Here is a 22,171-nt window from a genome sequence, read left to right as displayed (position 1 = left end):
ACACGGCCGCCAAGCGGAAATCCCCGGTTGCGCGCGAGTTACGAAAAGCACTGGAACCAGAAGGTGGAAAGACCCGAACGATTGCGCCGATTGATGGCTGGGTCGATCCCACTGCCTTGACGATATTATACTTCAGACCAATCGAGGACGGCGCAAACCCGCTGCTGTCCGTATCGACTAGGGCCGGGTCGTGCTGGCGCTGCCGAGTGAACGTGTTGCCTTCGACACGGAACTCCCAGTTCTTGCTGAACCCATATCGCAGCAGCGTCGGAATAAAGGTCGTATGCTCTCGTTCATCGCCGTTGCTGCGATACTCGCGCTGGATAGCCGTCTCGATCTGAAAATGACCCTGGCCAACCGTCGTGCTTCCATCCGCGATCCCGGGCCGATCGGGATTGATGAAGTCGTCGGAAGGGTCCGCATGAGCTGGAGCCGCGACTGCGAACGCCGCAACGATAATGAGCGTTGTTGATGTGCGAAGATGGCAATGGGGCATCGAAAACTTACTCCGCTCCTGGACGCAATCAGTCGGCACCTAAGCGGCTGGCCTCGCAATCGCTTGAATGACCCGGCACTCGGCCATCGTTCGGGCGCAGCACCCGCTCGCGCTCATGGCGGCCAGTTCGTCGCGCAAGGCAGAAAGCTGGCGAAGCCGATCCTCCACACCGACCAGGTGGCGCGCTGCGATTTCCGCTGCTTCCGCACAGTCGCGCTCTGGTTGATCGGCAAGCGCCAGGAGCGAACGAATTTCGTCGATCGAGAAACCGAGCCTTCGCCCGTTCCGCACGAAGTTCAGGCGATCCACGTCGCCGTCACCATAGGTGCGTCTGCCCGAGGATGTGCGCGCGGGTGTTTCGAGCACACCAATTTGCTCGTAAAAGCGGATCGTCGTCACCTTGGTCGCAGTCGCGCGCGCCAACTCACCAATCTTCATCTCGCATTTGCTCCAAATCATTTGCTGCCATCGAACTTTGCGCTTGCTCCTACAGCAGCTAGAGATTGTAAAGAAGCCAGATGATTGACACCCGAATCGTTAACGCGCCCGCCCGCCATGGACGGGGCGAGCGTTGCCCGACCTCACGGTTGACGGCGTGATCGCGCTTCTGTTCCTTCCTTCCGCGTATGAGATCGTCCGCAATGCGCGGACTGAACTCCGGCCGGCAACCTAGAGGTGCGCAGGATGATCGTTCCGCCGCGCGCGGTTTTGTGCGTGCTGAATGCAACGCTGGTCGCGTGCCTCGCTGGCGCGTCGGTCGCGCAGGCGCAAACGGGGTCTCAACCGGGGGTGCCGACGACTTCGACCGAGGGAGAGGTGCTTAGCCTTGAAGCGGCCTTGTCTCAGGGCGGCGCCGCTTCGCCCTCGATCGCAGCATCGACTGCCGGTGTGCAGGCGGTCACGGCCGCCCGTACGATAGCGGGATTGCGCCCAAACCCCGAGGTTCAGCTGCAAGTCGAAAATTTAGCGGGTTCGGGGCAATATCGAGGCTTCCGCAGCGCTGAATCAAGCGTCGGAATTGCGCTGCCTCTGGAACTAGGAGGCAAGCGCAGCGCGCGGCTTGCGCTGGCGAACGCACGACTGACCCGGGCTGAGATCCAGACCGCAATCGCCGTTGCCGACCTTCGGCTCAGGATCACGCAGCTCTATGTCGAGGCGGCCGCAGCCGAGCGTCGTACAGAAGTGCTGTCGGAGCAGTCTGCTATTGCAGCAAATGCCTTGCGGATCGCAAGCGAACGCGTTCGTGCCGGCGCGGCATCGCCAATCGAGCAGCAACGCGCTGATGTCCTCCGGATCAACGCACAGGTCGCTGCCGACAGTGCGGGGCGGCAGGCACAGGCTGCAAGACTAAATCTCGCCGCGCTCATCGGTCGCCCGATCACGGGGCTGCTTGACCGCGCCTGGTTCGATCAGGTCGCAAGTTTCTATGGGCCCGCTCAGCCCGTCGATGTCGAAGAGACTCTCGCTTTTGCCGCTGCCACCGCCGACGTTCGCGCGGCGGATGCTCAGGTCCGACTAGCTCGCGCGTCACGCATTCCTAACATCACGATCAGCGCAGGAGCCCGTCGTTTGGCGGAGACCAATGACACAGCCGCCGTGGTCGGCGTGAGTGTCCCCATCCCGATCTTTAACAATGGTCGGGCCTTCGTCAGTCAGTCGCAAGCCGAGCAGACGCAGGCTCAGGCGCTGCGCTCCCTCGTGGCACTCGATACCCGCCAGGATATCGCCCGCGCGCAAACCGAAGTCGCCAATGCTGCCGCGACTGCACGCGCTACGGGAGGCCCAGGTCTCGCTGCCGCAGCGGAGGCGGCCAGGATCGCGCGTATCGGTTACTCTCAAGGCAAGTTTGACCAGATCGCGCTGCTAGACGCCGAGCGAACGCTGTCTCAAACCCGGCAAGCCTATGTCGATGCGCTTGCCGCCTACCACGATGCAGTGGCGAGATTGCAGCGTCTGACGACGCCAGCCACCCTCGCCAACGGTGAGGCGCGGCAGTGATGAACTTGGAACATAAGCCGGGTTCCGGCCGCACGTGCCTTGGGCATAAGTCGTATGCTCGCGCCTCGTTTTATCTCGGAGAACACCTATGATCCTTCAGGATAAGCGCCTGCTTGGCAGTGCGGCCGGTGTCGCGTTGATCGCCGCACTCGGTGGTTTCGCGGTTGCCCGCTATACCACGGGCGGCTCGAAGCCCGTCGAGGCCCCGGCCAGCGTTCCTGCGGCTGCATCGGGCAAGGAGAAGAAGCCGGATACCTTGGCAATGACCGCACAAGCAATGCAGCAAGCTAGCATTGCGACTGAAACGGTCAAGGCAGGCGGTCTGGGTGCCGAAATCGTTAGCCAAGCGACAGTGGCAGCCTCCCCTACTGGCGAGGCGATCGTCACAGCGAGAGCCGGAGGTGCGGTGACGCGCTTGCTCAAGCGCCTGGGCGATCCCGTACGAGCAGGCGAAGCGCTCGCGATCGTCGAGAGCCGTGAGGCGGCTCAATTCGCGGCGGATCGCACGGTCGCAGCTGCCAAATCAGCGCTGGCGCAAAAGGCATTGGCGCGAGAGCAATATTTGTACCGGCAGAAAGTATCCGCGCGGGTCGATCTCGAGCAGGCTCAGGCCGGGGCGACGTCCGCGGCGGCCGAGGCGCGACGCGCGCAGGTCGCCGCGGGAGCGGCAAACGTCACAAGCGATGGTCGCGGTGTCGTCGTCGCAAGTCCGATCACAGGGCGCGTGACCGCCGAAAACGTAAGTCTCGGGGCGTTCGTTCAACCCGAGACCGAACTGTTCCGGGTTGCCGATCCTGCGAAGATTCAGATCGAAGCCGCGGTCGGTCCGGCTGATGCTCAGCGCTTATCCCCCGGTGACCGCGCAATCGTCGAATTGCCCGGCGGGCGGACGATCGAGGCGCGCGTGCGCGCCGTGACCCCTGGCCTTAGCGGGGAGACTCGTTCCGCGACTGCGGTGTTAGATGTTCCCGGTTCTCTGCAGCCGGGTCTCGCAGTCCGGGTGCGGCTCCTGCCAAGCCGCGGCGAGGTTTCGAACGCGATTGTCGTGCCAGAAGACGCCGTTCAGAGCCTTGAAGGTCGCGACGTCGTGTTCACACGCACTGCTAAGGGTTTCCGCGCCCAGAATGTCACTACCGGCCAGCGCAGCGCCGGCCGCATCGAGATCGTGTCGGGCCTCTCAGCCGGGCAGACCATCGCCACCAAGAACGCCTTCCTGCTCAAAGCCGAACTCGGCAAGGGCGCGGGCGAGGAAGAATAACAGATGATCGCCAACCTTATCGCGCTGGCCGTCCGTGCGCGCTGGGCGGTCCTGTTCATCTTCCTGGCGATTGCCGGTCTTGGCCTGTGGCAGCTCACCAAGCTGCCGATCGACGCCGTGCCCGACATCACCAACAAACAGGTACAGATCAACACCGTCGATCGGCGCCTCTCGCCGGTCGAGATGGAAAAGCTTGTCACTTATCCGATCGAAACCGCGCTGGCTGGCATCCCTGGACTGGAGACGACCCGTTCGATTTCCCGCAATGGCTTTAGCCAGGTATCCGCAATATTCTCGGAAGGCACCGATCTCTATTTCGCGCGCCAGCAGGTAGGCGAACGCCTGACCCAGGCGCGCGATACGTTGCCCGACGGCGTACAGCCGCAGATCGGCCCGGTTACGACCGGTCTTGGCGAAGTCGTGATGTACACGGTCGAATATGCCAATCCTGACGGCAAAGGCGCGAAAATTGTGAACGGCCAGCCCGGCTGGCAATCGGATCGGAGTTACCTGACGCCCGAAGGCGATCGGCTGACGAATGCGGTCGAACAGGCCGGGTTCCTTCGCACCGTTCAGGACTGGATCGTCCGCCCACAGCTCCGCGCCGTTCCGGGCGTGGCCGGCGTCGACTCGATCGGCGGCTACGCCAAGACATTCGTGGTTGAACCAGATCCGGTGAAACTCTCGACCTACGGTATCTCGTATAGCGAGCTTGGCGAGGCGCTGGAGAACGCCAACCTCGCGGTGGGCGCGAACTACTATAACCGCGGCGGCGAAGGCTATTTGGTTCGGCTCGATGCGCGGGTTCGCTCGGTGGATGAAATCAAGAACGCCGTCGCCGCCACACGCGGCGGTGTTCCCATCACCGTTGGCCAGATCGCCAATGTCGAGAGCGGGGGCGACCTTCGCACCGGTGCGGGCAGCGTGAACGGCAAAGAAGCCGTCATCGGCACCGCGTTGATGCTTATCGGTCAGAACAGCCGCATCGTTGCGCAGGATGTCTCTGCAAAGCTCGAGCAGGTATCGAAGACCTTGCCGCCCGGCGTTACCGTCAAGGTGGTGCTCGACCGCTCGAAGCTGGTCAACGCGACGGTCGCGACCGTGCAGCGCAATCTGACCGAGGGCGCGATCCTGGTGGCGGTCGCGCTATTCCTGTTGCTCGGCAACTGGCGCGCGGCGCTGATCGCGGTGCTCGTTATTCCCTTCTCGTTCCTCATGATGGCAATGGGGATGAACGCCTTTCGCGTGCCCGGCAACCTGATGAGCCTGGGGGCTCTCGACTTCGGTCTTATCGTCGACGGCGCGGTGATCATCATCGAGAACTGTCTGGCGCGGCTAGCGCACCGGCAGGAACATGAGGGCCGGCTGCTCGCCCTTCGCGAGCGGCTTGAGGAGACCATGCGCGCCGCTCAGGAAATGATAAAGCCGACCGTTTTCGGGCAAGCAATCATCCTGCTTGCCTTTGCGCCGCTGCTCATGTTCACCGGCGTCGAGGGCAAGACGTTCTCGCCGATGGCAATCACGATCATGCTCGCGCTGGTCGCGGCCTTCATCCTGGCGCTGACCTTCGTGCCGGCCATGGTGGCGCTGCTCATTCGCGGCCGGGTCGCCGAGAAGGAAGTGTGGCTGATCCGCAAGAGCAAGGAGCGCTATCTGCCGCTGCTCGACAAGGCGATCGCACGGCCGTGGCCGTTCATCCTCGGCGGACTGGCCTTCTTTCTCGCCGCGGTGCCGGCGTTCGGATTGTTGGGCAGCGAGTTCATCCCGCAGCTCGACGAGAAGAATATTGCCCTCGCCTCGACCCGCGTTCCCTCGGTCAACCTCGAACAGTCGCTCGCTATGCAGCGACAGGTCGAGGCCGCCGTGAAAAAACTGCCCGAAGTCGAGCTGATGTTTTCCAAGACCGGCACCGCTGAGGTTGCGACCGATCCGATGCCGCAGAATATGTCGGACGGCTATATCATTCTCAAGCCCCAGGATCAGTGGCCCGCCAGCGTCCATACAAAAGCCGAGGTGATCGAGCGCATTGAGAAGGTGTCACGTGGTCAGCTCGGTCAAATCTATGAAATGAGCCAACCGATCCAACTTCGCTTCAACGAACTGATCGCGGGTGTTCGCGGTGACGTCGCCATCAAGCTCTACGGCGACGACCTCGACAAGATGGCGCAGACGGCCAGCGAGATGGTTCGCGTCCTGCAATCCATTCCGGGCGCGGGCAGCGTAAAGGCTGACCAGGTTGGTGGTGCGCCGACGCTCGACGTGAAGCTCGATCGCGCCGCCATTGCACGCTATGGTCTCACGATGCGCGAAGTGGCCGACACGGTTTCCGCGGCGCTCGGGGGCCGCGAGTCCGGTTTGCTCTATGAGGGCGACCGGCGGTTCGACATCACGGTGCGCGTGCCCGAAACCACGCGCACCAGCCTGGATGACATCCAGGCGCTGCCGGTGTTGCTTCCCGAGAAGGCCGGGCAAGCTCGCCAGCAAGTGCCGCTCTCGCAAGTCGCGCAGATTCGCGTCACCGAAGGCCTCAATGAGATCAGGCGCGAGAACGGCAAGCGCCGTCTCGCCATTCAGGTGAACTTGTTGGGACGTGATGCCGGGTCGTTCGTCGCCGAAGCGCAGGCCAAGATTGCACAGGTCAAACTTCCGGCCGGCTATTATCTCGAATGGGGCGGGCAGTTCCAGAGTCTGCAGGATGCATCTAAGCGGCTTTCGATCGTTGTGCCGCTCTGTTTCGCGTTGATCTTTGGCCTGCTCTACATGGCTCTCGGCAGCTTTGGACGCGCTACTGCGGTGTTCCTGGCGGTGCCCTTAGGATTGGCGGGCGGCGTGTTCACCTTGGCGCTCACCGGCATTGCATTCTCGGTATCAGCCGCTGTCGGCTTCATCTGTCTTGCGGGCGTCGCCGTACTCAATGGCCTCGTGGTGATGACAGCGATACGCGAACGGATCGAGGCAGGGTTTCCGCTCGCTCAGGCGATCCGCGACGGGATGGCCGAAAAGATGCGCGCCGTCGTCATGACCGGATTTGTGCCGGCGATCGGTTTCGTGCCGATGGCGCTCGCGCACGGCACCGGCGCCGAGGTCCAGAAGCCCCTGGCGACCACTGTTATCGGGGGCTTGGTTGCGGCTACCATTCTCACTTTGCTCGTTCTCCCCGCCATCGCCCGCGTGGTGCTTGGCTGGGGCGAACGCGTGGGCAAGCACCGCGATCCCGAGCCGGATGGCGGCGTGGCGGCGCATCCGACCCCCGAGCCGATCTCGACATGACACAGGAGGCGAGCATGAGCGAACATACCAAATTGCTCCGCATCTACACCGACGAGGCCGCCTATTACGGCGACCGCAAGGTGCTCGAGGTGGTCGCATCCAAGGCGCGTGACGCCAGACTCGCCGGCGTGACCGTGCTTGAGGCGCTTATTGGGTTCGGGCGATCGGCGCATCTTCATCGCAGGCATGTACTCGAAAGCGATCGAGCCGTGGTGATCGAGATCGTCGATTTCGACGCTCGTTTGCGGGCGTTCGTGTCGGACCTGTCCGACGTGCCAGGGATAGGATTGATGACGCTCGAAGCAGTGGAGGTTCTCGGGTCAGAGCTTTCGGTCAGCAGTATACAACCAGAGTGAGGTTTGGGATCAGGGTGAGGATCGTTCTTGGCGACTGATATTCCTTCCGCTTCGTCTCCACGGCCATCATTGCGCCGCTTTGCCCTGTTGCTCGTGCTGGTCGGGGCGGCAATGATTCCCGCCGTGATCCTGCGGATCGAAGGCTGGCGTCCCAACCCGCTGCTCGACACGTTCGTTTTCGGAGCGGCTATCCTCGCTGCGGGGTTCCTTTTGTCATGGGGCGCCGAGGCGGCCGAGAAGCGCATTTCGGCAGGGTTGATCGTGGCGATCGTCGCGCTGATCACCGTGCTCCCTGAATATGCCGTGGATTTTTACTACGCCTATTCGGCGGGCGCGAACCCCGGATCGAATTACGTCCATTATGCCGCGGCGAACATGACCGGCGCAAATCGGCTGCTCGTCGGCCTTGCCTGGCCGCTTCTGGTATTGCTTCACTGGCGGCGAACGCGGGATCGCGCCATTGAGTTACGGCCCGCGAACCGAACCGAAATCCTCTTTCTGCTTCTGCCAAGCATCTATGCCTTCGCGATCGTGGCGAAGGGCCGAATTTCACCCATCGACACCATCGTCCTTATCGCGCTGTTCGGGGTGTATATGTGGCGCGCCAGTCGGAAGGAAACTGGCGCAGACGCTGATGACGACGATGACGACGATGACGACGAGCCTGGCCCGGCCGCGGCGCTCATGCTGCTTTCACCCCTTCGCCAATGGTTAGCCATGGGAGCGCTGACGATCGTCGCAGCCGCGATTATTCTTGTATCCGCCGAACCTTTTGCAGAGTCGATGATCGACTCGGGCCGCCTTTTGGGGTTCGACGAGTTCTTGCTGATCCAGTGGCTCGCGCCGCTGGCCAGCGAAGCGCCTGCCGTCGTCGTGGCGGCGCTGTTCGTGCTGTCGGGCCGCGCCGCGTCCGGCCTCGCGACGATGATGTCCGACAAGATCAATCAATGGACTCTGCTAGTCGGCATGTTGCCGCTGGCGGTCAGCTTGGGCGCGGGGCATCTGACCAGCCTCCCGCTCGACACACGCCAACACGAGGAATTCTTCCTCACTGCCGCACAGTCGTTATTCGGTATCGGCTTGCTGCTGCGTCTTCGCCTCAGTCTGGTGGGTGCGGCGGCGCTCGCTACCCTTTTCGTCGCCCAGGTGGCTTTGGCGGTAATCTGGCAGGGTGACGAACTGCGTATCGTCAACAGTCTGACGTGGCTGGCTTGGGGCTATCTGGCGCTCGCGGCTGGCCTGTTCTTGACGAACCGCAAAGCGCTTGGCGCGCTTTTCAGGAAAACAGGCTAGTGAGACGGCCAGCGTCGTTGAACCGACACGGCCGGCCCGCCGGCAAACGTAGGAGGTGGAGTCGTTGTTTGACCAACTCGCCGCTCCGGTCCTCGACAGCCCAGCCTCTAGGCCGGGGAATACGCCGCAGCGCGAGGGTGAAGCCATGACGAGGGCTGCCACCTGGCTGGGCGCAGGGCTCGCCCTGACCGTGGACCAGGTGACCAAGCCGGCGGCCTTCGAGCTCGTTGCAAGCCACGGCGCGATACCCGTCCTCCCCTTCCTTACCATCACGTCCAGCATGAACGCCGGCGTTGCCTTCGGGATCGGCACAAGGGTGCATCCGATCCTGCTGATCGGGGTCGCGGCGACCGTCACGGCTCTTCTCCTCGCGATGATCCTGCGGTCGGCGAGTCCTCTCTACCGCGCCGTGCTGGGCATGATCCTCGGCGGCGGCATTGGGAATATCGCCGACAGGCTGCGATTCGGCGCCGTACGCGACTTTATCGACCTCCACTGGGGCGGATCTCACTGGCCGACGTTCAATATGGCAGATGCTTTCATCACCGTTGGCTTCGTCATCATGCTCATCGCCTGCGACGAGTCCAACGGGCATTTGAAGCCGCGATCCACCCGTTGCGGGAAGAACTGATGTCAGAAGCGGGGATGAATGAGGGAGCGCCACCCATGACAGGCCACTTCCTGTCGATCTACCGACAAGGCTTTGTGAGGGTCGCCGCTTGCTGCCCCCTCTGCAGGATCGCGGAACCGGCGTTCAACCTCGAGGAAACACTGAGGCTCGCCCGCAGAGGGAGTGATGAAGGGGTCGCGCTGATGGTCTTCCCGGAGCTCGGGCTGTCGGGCTATTCGATCGACGACCTCCTCCATCAGCGGGCCCTGCTCGACGAGGTCGAACGACGACTTCTGGAGCTGGTCGCCGAAAGTAGCGATCTCCACCCGGTCCTCCTCGTCGGGGCACCGCTGCGCCGTGAGGGGCGGCTCTACAACTGCGCCATCGCCATTCATCGGGGTCGAATTCTCGGCGTCGTGCCGAAGGGGCACCTGCCCAACTATCGGGAGTTCTACGAGAAGCGTTGGTTCGCCTCCGGGCGGGACGTGCGCGGCGAGATCTGCCTCGGAGGCGAGCCCGTTCCGTTCGGGATGGACCTCCTGTTCCAGGCGGAGGATGTCGACGGCCTGATCTTCCACACCGAGATATGCGAGGATGCCTGGGCGCCCGCCCCGCCCAGCGACTTCGGCGCGCTCGCCGGCGCGCTGATCCTGACGAACCTCTCTGCCAGCAACATCGTGGTGGGCAAGGCAGACACACGGCGACGCCTCTGCGAGGTCCAGTCCGGCCGCTGCTGGGCCGCCTACGTCTACTCGGCGGCTGGACACGGGGAGTCGACAACCGATCTAGCCTGGGATGGCCAGGCCTGCATTTACGAACTCGGGGCCCAACTCGCGGAGACGGAGCGCTTCAGCGCAGAGTCCCAGATGGCCGTCGCGGACATTGACATCGAGCGGCTGCAATTGGAGCGCATGCGGACCGGTACGTTCAACGAGGCGGCAATCGCCAACGGCATGCCGGACCGGCGCTTCCGTCGCGTGTCCTTCGTTCTCCAGCCGCCCGCTGGCGACTTGGGCCTGCGGCGACGCATCGATCGCTTCCCCTTCGTACCTAACGATCCAGCCCGGCTCGATCAGGACTGCTACGAGGCGTTCAACATCCAGGTGACCGGGCTCGCGAAGCGCCTTGAGACGACCGGAATAAGCAAGATCTGCATCGGCGTGTCCGGAGGGTTGGATTCGACCCACGCCCTGATTGTCGCGGCGAAGGCATTTGATCTGCTCGGGCGTGCGCGTACCGACATCCTCGGCTTCACGATGCCCGGCTTCGCCACCAGCAGCAGGACCAGGTCCAACGCGCATTCGCTGATGAGCGGGCTCGGGGTGACGGCCGAGGAAATCGATATCACGCCGCTGGCCAACCAGATGCTTCGCGATCTGCGGCACCCGTTCGCGAGCGGGGAGCCGGTCTACGACACGACCTTCGAGAACGTGCAGGCGGGGATCCGGACCGATCTCCTGTTCAGGGCCGCCAACCAGCGCCAGGGCCTGGTGCTCGGCACCGGCAACATGTCGGAGCTCGCACTCGGCTGGTGCACCTACGGCGTCGGCGACCAGATGAGCCACTACAACGTCAACGGCTCGCTTCCGAAGACCCTCATTCAGCACCTCATCCGGTGGACGGCGTCGAACCGGCTGTTCGACGCCCAAGTGACCGACATCCTGCTCGACGTGCTCGGGACGACTATATCGCCGGAGCTCATCCCGCAGGCATCCGAAGGCCAGTCGCAGAGTACAGAGGAAAAGATCGGCCCCTACGAACTCCACGACTTCTGGATCTACTATCTGACCCGATTTGGGCTGCGCCCCTCCAAGATCGCCTTCCTAGCAATGCACGCTTGGCAGGACGCCTCCGCGGGCAACTGGCCGCCGGGCTTTCCGGAGGACCAGAAGCGCTCCTATGATATACCTGCCATCCGCCACTGGCTCGACGTTTTCCTGCGCCGCTTCTTCGCCAACCAGTTCAAGCGATCCGCCCAGCCGAATGGGCCGAAGGTCACGACTGGCGGCTCGCTGTCGCCGCGCGGCGATTGGCGCGCGCCCTCGGACGCCAACGGCCAGCTCTGGATCGATGAGCTTTGCAACAACGTGCCCGAGGACCTCAACGCGGCGGACGTGTCTCCTCTGACGCAGGAACCACCTGCGGTAGCCGCGGAGGGCAGACCCATTGTCCGATGAAATCCGATACCATACGGCCCGGTGGCTGCGCACCGGCCGTCCGCACCTCGGGGCGCCCGGCGACATCGTCGTCCCGAGCACGGCGAAGAGGCAGCCCGACGTGGGTGCGACGGAGGCGCCGTTGCGGGGCGGCCCCCATCCAGGGCGCGGAGGGGCGGCGACGATCCATCGGCAGGCAAGCTGGAGCGAACGACAATGGCTGAGCATCCGAAGCCTTTGACCATGGCCGCAGAACGGTCGGGAATACGAAGGGAGGGCCGGGTGGGTCTTCCTGATGTGCGCAACGGTCCTGGGTGTCGCCACTTTGTGGCTTCCCGAACAGATTGAGCTGCCACGGGAAACTGCCCCGCGGCTCGCGTTTGCCGCCCGCGAAAGCCTCCTCGTAATGCTGTGGGTCGCCATCGGTGTCGGGATGGTGTCGACCATCCGGCGCTACTCGGCACATGACAATCCCGGCTCCGCCTTCGCTCCTCCAAGCGAGCGGCTGAGGGTGCCGCTCGCATTTCTTCAAAACACGCTTGAGCAGGCGACGATGACGAGCATCGCCTTTCTCGGGCTCTCCACCGTCGATGGCGACGCTCCGCTCGGCTTCATCACCGGCGCCGTAGTCCTGTTCGCGGCAGGACGGATCGAGGTGCGTGGCATGCCACTAAATGCCCAGTGTCGAAACCGGTCCAGCCTGAGCAAATATTCCGGGCGCATTGGCGGAAGCGCTTGACCTTTGGCTGAAAGATACAGTCCTCCGGCGACGCACCACAAACCTCATCAGGTTCGCCAGGTTTGACGCCAACGATACCGCGTCTGTCCCCAACGCGAACAGAGCTCCGACGATCAAATTATGGGCAAGCCAAAATGGAGCCCCCAGGAGGAAGAGCCCCTTCATACGCGTAGTCGATGTCTGCAAGCGCGCCAGACTACCCAGCGAGCTCCCCGTCAATGCCAGCGCAGACGGTATGCCGTGCCATGTCACTACCGAAAGGAAAGACAATATAATGAGGCTGGCTCCGTAGAGTCGCACGACGACATAGCGATCACGCACCGATGCCGAAACGACGAGCTGCGCGCAGGAAATGAGGCACGCGATCGCCGCCGTAGGAGATCCCAACATCAGAAAATACATCGCGAAGGCGGCAGCGCCTGCACTCTGAATTTGGACGACCTTTTTATAGTCGCTGAAAAACGGCCAGCTGATGACGCACAAAAGAGCCATGCAACCGAACGCGGTGGCAATCACGACGGCCCCCGCGCGGTTGTTCCTGTGTTGATCTGCGTGCCGCGCTCAGCTCTGTCTTTTCCCATAGCTGAAGCGTGAAGGAACGAGGTTAATTACGCTTTAATGGCCCTCATGAAATCGACCATTCAAGGCTTCTTTTGGATTGCTGTCACCTCACCCGCACTGCCAACAAGCGTGACATCAAAATCGACCTTGTCGCCGACCTTGGCGGCATCGGTGATCCCAGGCGCTGCCTTGAACGCCATCGTCATCGCCGGCCATTTGGCTTCCGGGATCGGGCCATGGTCGAGCGTGATCGTGCCTGCCGCCTTATCGATCTCCTTCACCGTCCCCTGTCCCTTGGCCTTGATCGCGGATGTCGCGGAGGGCGCCATTGCCATATTCGCCATATCGCCGCTCATCGCCGCATCGGGCGATGCCTGATTGGTCTCGGTCGCGATAGGTGCTTCCGCTTTTTTGCCGCACGCGGCGGTCAGGGCGGCGAGGCCGAGGGCGATAGTCAGTCGTGCATAGTTCATGGTCTTCTCCTTGCATGTTAGGCGGGTTGATGGGTGGGCTTGGTCTTGGGCTTGCGCTTGCGCAGCAGCAGATAGGCGGCGGGCAGAACGAACATGGAGAGCAGCGGCGCGGTCAGCATGCCACCGATCATCGGCGCTGCGATCCGGCTCATGACCTCCGAGCCCGCGCCCGAGCCGAGGAGGATCGGCAGCAGGCCGGCAAGGATCACCGCGACCGTCATTGCCTTGGGGCGGACGCGGAGAAGAGCCCCCTCTCGAACCGCCGTCTCGACCTGGCTCGCATCGGGATCGTGGCCGCGCTCTTCGAGCGCGTTCTTGAGGTAGATCAGCATCACCACGCCGAACTCGGCGGAGACACCGGCGAGGGCAATGAACCCGACCCCGGTCGCAACCGACTGGTTGAAGCCAAGGAGGTACAGCGTCCAGATACCGCCGGTGAGCGCGAACGGCAGCGTGCCCATGATCAGGGCAGCTTCGTCGAAGCGCCCGAAGATCATGTAGAGCAGCACGAAGATGATCAGCAGCGTCGCTGGCACCACCAGCTTGAGCTTGTCGATCGCCCGCTGGAGATATTCGAACTGGCCTGAGTAAGCGATGCTGACGCCCGGCGAGAGTCTGACCTGCTTCGCCACCGCCCTTTGCAGATCGCCGACCACCGAGGCGAGGTCGCGCCCGCGCACATCGACATAGACCCAGGTCGATGGCCGGGCATTCTCGGTCTTGAGCATCGGCGGCCCTTCGGCGATCGATATGTTCGCAACTGTACCGAGCGTGATCTGCTGCCCCGAAGGGGTCAGGACCGGCAGTGTCCGCAGACCCTCCAGGCTGTCGCGCAGTTCGCGCGGATAGCGCACGGTGATCGGATAGCGGGCCAGCCCCTCGACAGTCTCGCCGATCGTCTCGCCGCCGATCGCGCCCGAGACGATCGCCTGCACATCGGTGATGTTGAGCCCGAACCGCGCGGCGGCAGCGCGGTCGATATCGACATCGACATAGCGCCCGCCGGTCAGCCGTTCGGCGAGGGCAGAGGAAACGCCCGGCACGGTCTTGGCGACCGTCTCGACATCATGCGCGATGCGATCGAGCTGGGCGAGATCGGCGCCCGACACCTTGACCCCGATCGGGCTCTTGATGCCGGTCGCCAGCATGTCGATGCGGTTCCTGATCGGCGGCACCCAGACATTGGCGAGGCCGGGCAGCTTCACCGTGCGGTCGAGTTCGTCGACCAGTTTGTCCGGCGTCATTCCGGGACGCCATTGGTCGCGGGGCTTGAACTGGATCGTCGTCTCGAACATCTCCAGCGGCGCCGGATCAGTCGCGGTCTCGGCGCGGCCGGCCTTGCCGAACACGCTCTCGACCTCGGGCACCGTCTTGATCAGCCGGTCGGTCTGCTGGAGCAGTTGCGAGGCCTTGGCCGCAGAGAGGCCGGGCAAGGCCGAGGGCATGTAGAGCAGGTCGCCCTCGTCGAGATTGGGCATAAACTCACCGCCGAGCCGGGTGAGTGGCCAGGCCGTTGTCGCGAAGACCAGCGCAGCGATCACCAGCACCGCCTTCGGCTTTCGCATCGTCCAGTCGATCGCGGGGCGGTAGAGGTTGGTCAGCCAGCGGTTGACCGGATTGGCCTGCTCGGCTGGGATGCGGCCCCGGATCAACCACCCCATCAGGATCGGAACGAGGGTCACCGACAGGATCGCGGCGGACGCCATCGCATAGGTCTTGGTGAAGGCGAGCGGCGCGAACAGCCGGCCCTCCTGCGCCTCCAGCGTGAACACCGGAATGAACGACAGCGTGATGATCAGCAGGCTGAAGAACAGGGCCGGGCCGACTTCGGCCGCGGCTTCGGTGACGACGATCCAGCGCATCTCGCCCTCGAGATGCTCGTCCGGATGATCCTGCTCCCAGCGCTCGATCTTCTTGTGGGCGTTTTCGATCATGACGACAGCCGCATCGACCATCGCACCGATCGCGATGGCGATGCCACCCAGTGACATGATGTTGGCGTTGACTCCTTGGAACCGCATCACCACGAACGCCGCCAGCACACCCAGCGGCAGGGTCAGGATCGCGACCAGCGCCGAGCGGACATGCCAGAGGAACAGGCCGCAGACGATCGCGACAACAATGAACTCCTCGATCAGCTTGTAGGTGAGGTTTTCGACCGCGCGATCGATCAGCTGCGAGCGGTCATAGACCGTCACCACCTCAACACCGGGCGGCAGGCTTTTCTTCAGGTCGGCGAGCTTGTCCTTGACCGCCGCGATCGTTTCGCGGGCATTCTTGCCCGAGCGCAGGATCACGACGCCGCCGGCGACGTCGCCTTCGCCGTTCAACTCAGCGATGCCGCGCCGCATCTCCGGACCGATCTGGATCGTGGCGACGTCGCCTAGCCGGACCGGAACGCCACCGCTTGCTGTCTTCAACGGGATCGCCCGGAAATCGTCGAGCGTCTTCAGATAGCCCGAGGCGCGGACCATATATTCGGCTTCGGCCATCTCCAGCACCGAGCCGCCCGACTCCTGGTTGGCTTGTCTGATCGCCTGGACTGCTTGTTGATGGGTGACGCCGTAGGCAGCGAGCTTCACTGGATCGAGCAGCACCTGATATTGCTTCACCATGCCGCCGATGCTGGCGACCTCGGCGACGCCGGTCACGGTTTTCAGCTCGTAGCGCAGGAACCAGTCCTGAAGCCCGCGGAGCTGCGACAGGTCATGCCGGCCGCTCCGGTCGACCAGCGCATATTCATAGACCCAGCCGACGCCGGTCGCATCGGGACCGAGCGCGCTACGCGCGCTCGCCGGCAATCGTCCCTGCACCTGGTTGAGATATTCGAGCACACGGCTGCGCGCCCAGTAGAGGTCGGTGCCGTCCTCGAAGATCACATAGACGAAGCTGTCGCCGAAGAAGGAGTAGCCGCGCACCGTCTTCGCCCCTGGCACCGACAACATGGTGGTGGTGAGCGGATAGGTGACCTGGTTCTCGACGATCTGCGGTGCCTGGCCCGGGTAGCTGGTGCGGATGATGACCTGCGTGTCGGAGAGATCGGGCAGCGCGTCGATCGCGGTCGATCGCACGGCCCAGACGCCCACGCCGATGAGGGCCAGTACGCCGATCAAGACGAAGAAGCGGTTCCTGACCGACCAGCGGATGAGATGAGCGATCATTGGCCCGCCACCTTGGTCATACGTCGTATCGTTGGCCCCGCGGGAGGCCGGTCGAAGCCGAAGCGAACGCGGTCCCCTGTCTTCAGGCCACGCGGAATCTTCGGATCGGGAAGCTGGAACGTCATCGTCATCGCCGGCCAGCCAATCGCCGGCACGGGCTCGTGGCTCAGCGTCACCGAATTGGCGGTGATCTGTTCGATCTTGCCGACGGTCTCGTAAAGCGTTCCCGTAGCCGCGGGCTTCGCGGCGGCGGTTGGCGTGGCAGCTCCGATTGGCCGCGCTTCGACACCGGACAAACTTGCCTCGGAATCAATCAGGAACTGGCCCGAGGCGACAACCTTCTCACCTTCGGAGAGCCCGGCGAGGATTTCGGTGTCATCGCCGGATTCCCTTCCGATTTGCACCTCTGCGGGTCGGTAGCGGCCCTTGTCGAGGGCCAGCATCACCAAGGTCCGCTTGCCGGTGCGGATCAGCGCTTCGGAGGGCACAAGTAACGCCGGTTGCGTGGCTCCACCGAACGAGACGGTAGCAAACATGCCGGGACGCAGACGTCCTCCGCGATTGGGCAGCTCGATCCGGACAGTAAGGGTGCGGCTGTCGGCCTGAGTCTCGGGCAGGATCGCCGAGACACGGCCCGACAAGGTCTCGCCAGGAAAAGCGGCAAGCGTGGCCTGCACGGTTTGTCCGGGTTTGAGCGGACCGGCGATCGCCTCGGGTACAGCGGCATTGAGCCAGACCGTGCCGAGGCCATTGACCTCCGCGAGCGTCTGGCCTGCCATCATGGTCATGCCCGCCCGCACGTTCAATGTCTTGATGACCCCGCGGGTGGGCGTAGAGATTGTGATGACATTGTGCGGCCGTCCCGCTCGCTCGACCGAGGCGATCGTGCCCGACGACATGCCGAGCAGCATGAGCCGCTGGCGCGCGGCCTGGGTCAGCGCCGCGTTGCCGGTGCGGCGGACCGCAAGGAATTCAGCCTGCGCGCCGCCCCATTCCGGCACCAGTAGGTCGGCAAGAGGTGCCCCTGCCCCGATGATGTCGCCAGGTGCGCGCGCATAGACGCGCTGGACGAAACCTCCAGTGCGTGCCTGGACGACTGCGATATCACGCTGATTGAAATCGATCGTCCCCGTCGCGGTCACGCTACTCGCCAAAGCGCCACGTCGGACCAGGACGGTGCGCAGCCCGAGCGCCTGAGACGCGGAAGGATCTATTGAAATCCCCGGCGCTGCCGAGCCTGCCCCCGCCTCATCTGCATAGCGGGGGATCGTCTGCATCCCCATCGACGAAAGGCCGGGACCGTCATGATGTTCGGCCGGGATCATCGGGTCGTACCAATAGAGAATCTTGCGCGCGGCGGGCTTCGCGCTCTCCGGATCGTGCGAACCTTCCCATTGTTGGGCCACGGTAAAACCGATCCCGCCAGCAGCGAGCGCAAGAAGAGCAGCGGCACCAAGAAGGCGGCTGCGGGTAATTGTAACTTGGCTCATCGCGGTGCGCTCCCGTAAGTAAAGTTCAATCCGGCTCCGTCCGCTGCGACCTTGGCTTCGCGATCAACGGTCGTCAGGGTGGCATCGGCGAGCGCGGCAAAAGCGTCCGCGACGTCAATCAGACTGGCGCGGCCCGCACCATAACTCGCTGTTTCCAACTTCACGCGCTGCTCGGCGAGCGGTTGCAGCGTGCCCTGCGCGCGCATCCACTGCTCATGATGCATGACATGGTCGGCGATATCAGCGTCAAGGTCGGCGGCAAGCGTGCGCCGCGCGGCCTCGCGTTCGGCCAAGACCCGCCCGGCACTGGCCTGGGCCGCCGCGATCCCGGCATTCTGGCGATTGCGGGTGAAGAACGGCAGGCTGACCGTCACGCCGGCCGAGATAAAGTCGCCGAAACGGGGGTCGCGGCGTTGATAGGCCAGGTTGACACCGAAATCAGAGCGCCGACCGGCGTCGGCCACACGCACATCGGCATCCGCCTGGTCGGCCTGGGCATCGATCATCTCGATGGTGGGATGGTGATCAAGGCCGGCACGCAGCTTGGCGGCATCGACCGGGAATTCAGGGATTGGTCCAGCGATCTCAGGCGCGGGATCGCCTGTCCAGCGGGTCAACGTGGCGCGGGCACGCGCTACGTTTGACACCAGCTCGCTCCGGCGATCGCGCATCGTCGCGACCGCCTGCTGTCCGGAAAGCGTCTGTGCCGGCCTAGCGTTACCCGACGCGACCGCGCCAGGCGTCGTCCCCACCACACGCTCGAGGCGGGTTAGAAGATCATCGAGCGCCGTGAGCCTGCGTTCGGCGTAGGCGAGATTGATCCAGGCAAGCGCGGTGCTCACCTCGACGGTGCGCGCCTCGACCGCGGTATCGGCCTCGGCCGCCTTGATGTCGCTATCGGCGCGCGCCTGCTGGGCATGGCGCTTGGCGAGGTTGGGAATGTCCTGGGACACGCCGACCCGCGCCATGGTGAAATCGTCGCGATTGGGCTCGAACGCGAGCGGTCCTGAGATCGGGAAGCTCTCGACGCTTACGCCGAGCGTCGGATCAGGCAGCGCCCCGGCCGCGCCGCGCGCGGAACGCGCGGCATCGGCGCCGAGCGCCTTGGCCTTGATCGACGGGGCTTCCTGTCGGGCGCGCTGGAGCGCAGCTTCGAAGGTGAGCGGACCGGCGAATGCAATGCCGGGGATCGCCGCAAGAAGCGGCGCGCAAAGAAACAATCGCATGGAAAACTCCTGATCGGAGGGTCAGGCCAACAACGCGCAATATGACAGGCATGTCAGTGGCGGCGGAATGGGGGGCATCCCGCCGCCACTGCTGGCCTAGCCGTCTATGCGACCTGTAGCGGCCAGAACCTGTGCTTAGCCGGCCGAAGGGGTCGACGAAGGCTGTGCCATGCTGTGCATCTGCTTCATGCAATCAGCAGCGTCTGTGCTGCTCATCTTCATCATGTCGCAGTCGCAAGCCGCCACTTGCGTGGCATCAGGCACCCAGACGTGCCGCTGGGCCGGTCCCGTGGCACGCGGGCCATATTGCGGGACCGGCTTCCACTCATAATGGCCGGACTGTTGGCTGTGATTGGGCTGGCCGGCGAATGCGGCGCCAGGTGTGGCAAGGGCTACGCCGAGTAGGGCATAGAAAACACGGTTTTTCATGACTGTAATCCTTTGGCAAAACATCGTGGTAGCCGCAGATCAGACGGGATGTTTGGGTGCGCAAAGGCGCAACGATCCTGTCAGCCTTACGGCCGGTTTCGATCAGCCAAGGAGAGTCGGTGGTTCCGGTTCGGGCGTAAGGTCACTGCCGCGTAGGACCGTGGTGGTCGGCCAGAAGGCCAAGATTGGATTCGCCTCGCGAGCCGCAAGCGCTGGCGAGTCATTGCGAACGGCCATGGGAACTACGCACCCCATCGCGGCTATGCAGGCAAGGGTCATGCCCTTGCAGGGCTTCTGCGCAGGCTGTTGTTGCTGCGCCATCATCTTCATGCAGTCCTCGGACATGCTTGAAGCGGCCATACTCGACATCGCCACCGGCGCGGACACTGCAGGCGGGCCGGACGCAAAGGCGGCTTCCTGGCCGAGCAGACCGATCAGGGCTCCAAGCAGGAGAAAGAGATGAAGCGCACATTTCACAGACGTAACCAGATACACCACTCATGATCCAGGGACAACGCGATACTCATCCGCCGTGGCGTGCAAAGATGGTTTCGCGTTCCGCGCCAAAGGCAATGACATTGAAGGGTTGGGCGGACTGTCCGGGAACTTCCATGCCGGGTGATCCGACAGGCATACCAATTACGGCGAGACCGCTCACACCACGCGGACGCAACGCAAGAACGCGCTTCATGTCCGCGATGGGGACGTGTCCCTCGAAAACCATGCCATCGACGATCGCTGTGTGACACGATGATAGCCGAGCCGGTACGCCGTGTACCCGCTGAAAGGCGGGTCGCCCCCGATCGTCGATCATGTTCACGCGTCGCCCGAATTGTTGACGGACCTGGGCCGCCCATTGCTCGCAGCAACCACAGCCGGGATCCCGGTGAACGACGATCGGCTCAGCAGCAATGCTGACGACGGAGAGTGACGCGCCGAGCGCAGCAAGTACGATCTTGAGTTTCATATCAACCTTCAATGGTCCCCGCGGGACGGGGGAAATCTCCTACTGCGCGCGCTTGCCGTGGGCTTTTAGCCAGCCCTCGAGTTCGCCGACCTCACGCGTCTGCTCGGCGACGGCTTTGTTGGCCATCATCCGAACCTTTGAATCTTTGGTCTCTCGCAGAACGATGCGCGACATTGCGATCGCGCCACGATGATGCTCGACCATCTTGCGCACCCAGGTTTCGGTAGCATCAGCGCCCATCGCGGACGTCATCTTCTGGTGCATTTCCATCTCAGCCGACGGGTAGGGGTTAGCAGGGGTCGGCTTCATCATTTGACCCATGTCCATCTTGGAATGGTCCATGCCCTGCATTTGCGCGATACCGGGCGTGGCCAACAATCCGACGATCATGACGGCGATTATTTTCTTCATAAAATTCTCCTCATCATCCCCGCATTGTTAATACGCGCGAGCGTGCTTTTCCCCTCTGCGAATCGCAGACATTGCCAAGGATTAGGGGTCAGGGATGCTATTTACGGGCCAAAATTGCCTTCATCTCGTCGATCTCGCGCCGCTGGGATACCTCGATGCCGCTGCAGAGACGAACGACTTCCGGATCTTTGAGAGACGCCTCACGACACATAAGGATCGCCCCCGAATGGTGGGGGATCATCGACCGCAAGAACGCGGTATCGCCGATCGTCGTTTGCGTCCGGATGAGCGCGAAGGATCCAGCAAATATCGCGACTGAACCGATTACAAGAGCTGCGTTCGCCCTCTTGGACGGAAACATATGTCCCATTGCAAGGATCATCAGCACCACCATCGGTGCGACCATCATCAGTGTCATGTAGACCATGTTGAGGTTATTGTAGAAGCTTCCCAGACTATCGATCATGACGAACATCACCAAATACATGATAATGCCGCCGACGAGGGTCTGCAGCGCGAGGCTGGTATAAGCGTTCTTCATCATCGGTCGTCTCCTTCGGCCCCCGCCCAAGAATCCCCCATGGTCGTTCAACTCTTGCGGCGCCGCTTTCGCGGCCAGCGGAAATACAAAAGAGCAGAACCCGCGATCGCGAGCGCAAGCCCCCCACCGGCAAATCCAATCAGCCAGGGCGTGTTGAAATCTTCGTGGTTCTTCCAATCCATGATGTGGAGGCCCCAGAAGAAGTCATAGAGACGCCAAGTGCCGTTCCTGACGGCAACGATCCGACCACTATTTTGCGCAATATAGACGCGGGTCGAATCCTGATCTGGAAAGTCGATTCGCCATGCCGGAAGCACGCCCTTATATTCGGTGCTCGCGGACGTAACGGCACGGACGCTCGGCGGCGCCGACTTCCCACGATATGATCGCACCGCCACCGCGCGAGCCATCGCGGCGTTGACGCGCGGGATGGCCGACGCTGTTTCTGCGTCGTGGAGCCGTACCGAGCCGTCAGCCATCTCGACCTCTGTAACCTCTCGCCCGGCGAGCATACGGTACCGCACCTCACGGACAGGAGCGCCCGCTTGGCGTAGAACGATATCGAGCGGCGCCCGGGCATGGCCCTGGGCGAGCGTCGCCAGCGATGCGCGATCTACGACATGTTCACCGCGGACCCGATCGATGGGCAGCACGCTCATGATCAAGCCGCTCGCAAACCACAGTAACAACTGAACGCCGATGATCAGGGCCAGCCAGCGGTGCACCCGGCTAACCC

20 protein-coding genes are annotated in these 22,171 nt (G+C 63.2%); 8 read left to right on the top strand and 12 right to left on the bottom strand.

From position 1 onward, the window contains the following. A partial coding sequence (locus ON00_RS10195) for a transporter (protein WP_010405559.1) occupies positions 1 to 496 on the bottom strand: 496 nt, incomplete at its 3' end. 39 nt (positions 497 to 535) lie between these two features. Next, positions 536 to 934, bottom strand: a complete 399-nt coding sequence (locus ON00_RS10190) for a MerR family transcriptional regulator (RefSeq protein WP_010405558.1) — start codon at positions 932 to 934, stop codon at positions 536 to 538. 279 nt (positions 935 to 1,213) lie between these two features. Here ON00_RS10190 and ON00_RS10185 point away from each other — a divergent pair, with 279 nt between their 5' ends. From ON00_RS10185 to ON00_RS20560, 8 genes are all read left to right on the top strand, one after another. Continuing rightward, positions 1,214 to 2,494, top strand: coding sequence for a TolC family protein (locus ON00_RS10185; protein ID WP_033963168.1), 1,281 nt, complete (start codon positions 1,214 to 1,216; stop codon positions 2,492 to 2,494). Positions 2,495 to 2,582: 88 nt separating this feature from the next. Next, positions 2,583 to 3,752 (top strand): efflux RND transporter periplasmic adaptor subunit, encoded by a 1,170-nt coding sequence (locus tag ON00_RS10180; protein WP_010405553.1) that lies wholly within the window; start codon positions 2,583 to 2,585, stop codon positions 3,750 to 3,752. Positions 3,753 to 3,755: 3 nt separating this feature from the next. Then, complete coding sequence (locus ON00_RS10175) at positions 3,756 to 7,022, top strand: efflux RND transporter permease subunit (RefSeq protein WP_010405552.1); 3,267 nt, start codon at positions 3,756 to 3,758, stop codon at positions 7,020 to 7,022. Positions 7,023 to 7,036: 14 nt separating this feature from the next. Next, positions 7,037 to 7,378, top strand: a complete 342-nt coding sequence (locus tag ON00_RS10170; RefSeq protein WP_010405551.1) for a DUF190 domain-containing protein — start codon at positions 7,037 to 7,039, stop codon at positions 7,376 to 7,378. Between the two features lie 27 nt (positions 7,379 to 7,405). Further along, the gene (locus ON00_RS10165; RefSeq protein ID WP_245535557.1) at positions 7,406 to 8,671 is read left to right on the top strand and encodes a sodium:proton exchanger; all 1,266 of its coding nucleotides are present in this window, start codon (positions 7,406 to 7,408) and stop codon (positions 8,669 to 8,671) included. Between the two features lie 64 nt (positions 8,672 to 8,735). Beyond that, positions 8,736 to 9,302 (top strand): signal peptidase II, encoded by a 567-nt coding sequence (lspA, locus tag ON00_RS10160; protein WP_126849018.1) that lies wholly within the window; start codon positions 8,736 to 8,738, stop codon positions 9,300 to 9,302. A gap of 35 nt (positions 9,303 to 9,337) precedes the next feature. Continuing rightward, on the top strand, positions 9,338 to 11,458 hold the full coding sequence (locus tag ON00_RS10155) for an NAD(+) synthase (protein ID WP_081988567.1): 2,121 nt from the start codon (positions 9,338 to 9,340) through the stop codon (positions 11,456 to 11,458). Between the two features lie 274 nt (positions 11,459 to 11,732). Then, entirely contained in the window at positions 11,733 to 12,176 is a 444-nt protein-coding gene (locus ON00_RS20560; protein ID WP_010405543.1) for an MAPEG family protein, read from the top strand. Here the strand turns inward: ON00_RS20560 and ON00_RS20185 are convergent. From ON00_RS20185 to ON00_RS10105, 10 genes are all read right to left on the bottom strand, one after another. Continuing rightward, entirely contained in the window at positions 12,108 to 12,692 is a 585-nt protein-coding gene (locus ON00_RS20185; RefSeq protein ID WP_269430243.1) for a YgjV family protein, read from the bottom strand. The genes ON00_RS20560 and ON00_RS20185 overlap by 69 nt on opposite strands. Before the next feature lie 125 nt (positions 12,693 to 12,817). Further along, entirely contained in the window at positions 12,818 to 13,210 is a 393-nt protein-coding gene (locus ON00_RS10145; protein ID WP_010405537.1) for a copper-binding protein, read from the bottom strand. A 17-nt stretch (positions 13,211 to 13,227) separates the two neighbouring features. Continuing rightward, on the bottom strand, positions 13,228 to 16,371 hold the full coding sequence (locus ON00_RS10140; RefSeq protein ID WP_010405534.1) for an efflux RND transporter permease subunit: 3,144 nt from the start codon (positions 16,369 to 16,371) through the stop codon (positions 13,228 to 13,230). Continuing rightward, positions 16,368 to 17,861 carry an efflux RND transporter periplasmic adaptor subunit gene (locus tag ON00_RS10135; RefSeq protein ID WP_010405530.1) on the bottom strand — a complete coding sequence of 498 codons (1,494 nt, stop codon included), beginning with the start codon at positions 17,859 to 17,861 and terminating at the stop codon, positions 16,368 to 16,370. Before ON00_RS10135 ends, ON00_RS10140 begins: the two co-directional genes overlap by 4 nt. After that, positions 17,858 to 19,087 carry a TolC family protein gene (locus ON00_RS10130; protein WP_010405527.1) on the bottom strand — a complete coding sequence of 410 codons (1,230 nt, stop codon included), beginning with the start codon at positions 19,085 to 19,087 and terminating at the stop codon, positions 17,858 to 17,860. Before ON00_RS10130 ends, ON00_RS10135 begins: the two co-directional genes overlap by 4 nt. Before the next feature lie 135 nt (positions 19,088 to 19,222). After that, the gene (locus ON00_RS10125) at positions 19,223 to 19,516 is read right to left on the bottom strand and encodes a hypothetical protein (protein ID WP_010405525.1); all 294 of its coding nucleotides are present in this window, start codon (positions 19,514 to 19,516) and stop codon (positions 19,223 to 19,225) included. Between the two features lie 523 nt (positions 19,517 to 20,039). After that, positions 20,040 to 20,483: a DUF411 domain-containing protein gene (locus ON00_RS20180; RefSeq protein ID WP_010405522.1), complete on the bottom strand. Its 444-nt coding sequence runs from the start codon at positions 20,481 to 20,483 to the stop codon at positions 20,040 to 20,042. A 39-nt stretch (positions 20,484 to 20,522) separates the two neighbouring features. Further along, complete coding sequence (locus ON00_RS10115; RefSeq protein WP_010405520.1) at positions 20,523 to 20,894, bottom strand: DUF305 domain-containing protein; 372 nt, start codon at positions 20,892 to 20,894, stop codon at positions 20,523 to 20,525. A gap of 97 nt (positions 20,895 to 20,991) precedes the next feature. Beyond that, entirely contained in the window at positions 20,992 to 21,438 is a 447-nt protein-coding gene (locus tag ON00_RS10110) for a DUF305 domain-containing protein (protein ID WP_010405517.1), read from the bottom strand. A 44-nt stretch (positions 21,439 to 21,482) separates the two neighbouring features. Beyond that, entirely contained in the window at positions 21,483 to 22,160 is a 678-nt protein-coding gene (locus ON00_RS10105) for a PepSY domain-containing protein (RefSeq protein ID WP_010405516.1), read from the bottom strand. Between the last annotated feature and the right edge of the window lie 11 nt (positions 22,161 to 22,171).

The organism is Sphingomonas echinoides ATCC 14820 (assembly GCF_000241465.1).
Taxonomy (GTDB): Bacteria; Pseudomonadota; Alphaproteobacteria; order Sphingomonadales; family Sphingomonadaceae; genus Sphingomonas; species Sphingomonas echinoides.
This window is presented reverse-complemented; position numbering and strand designations above follow the sequence as displayed.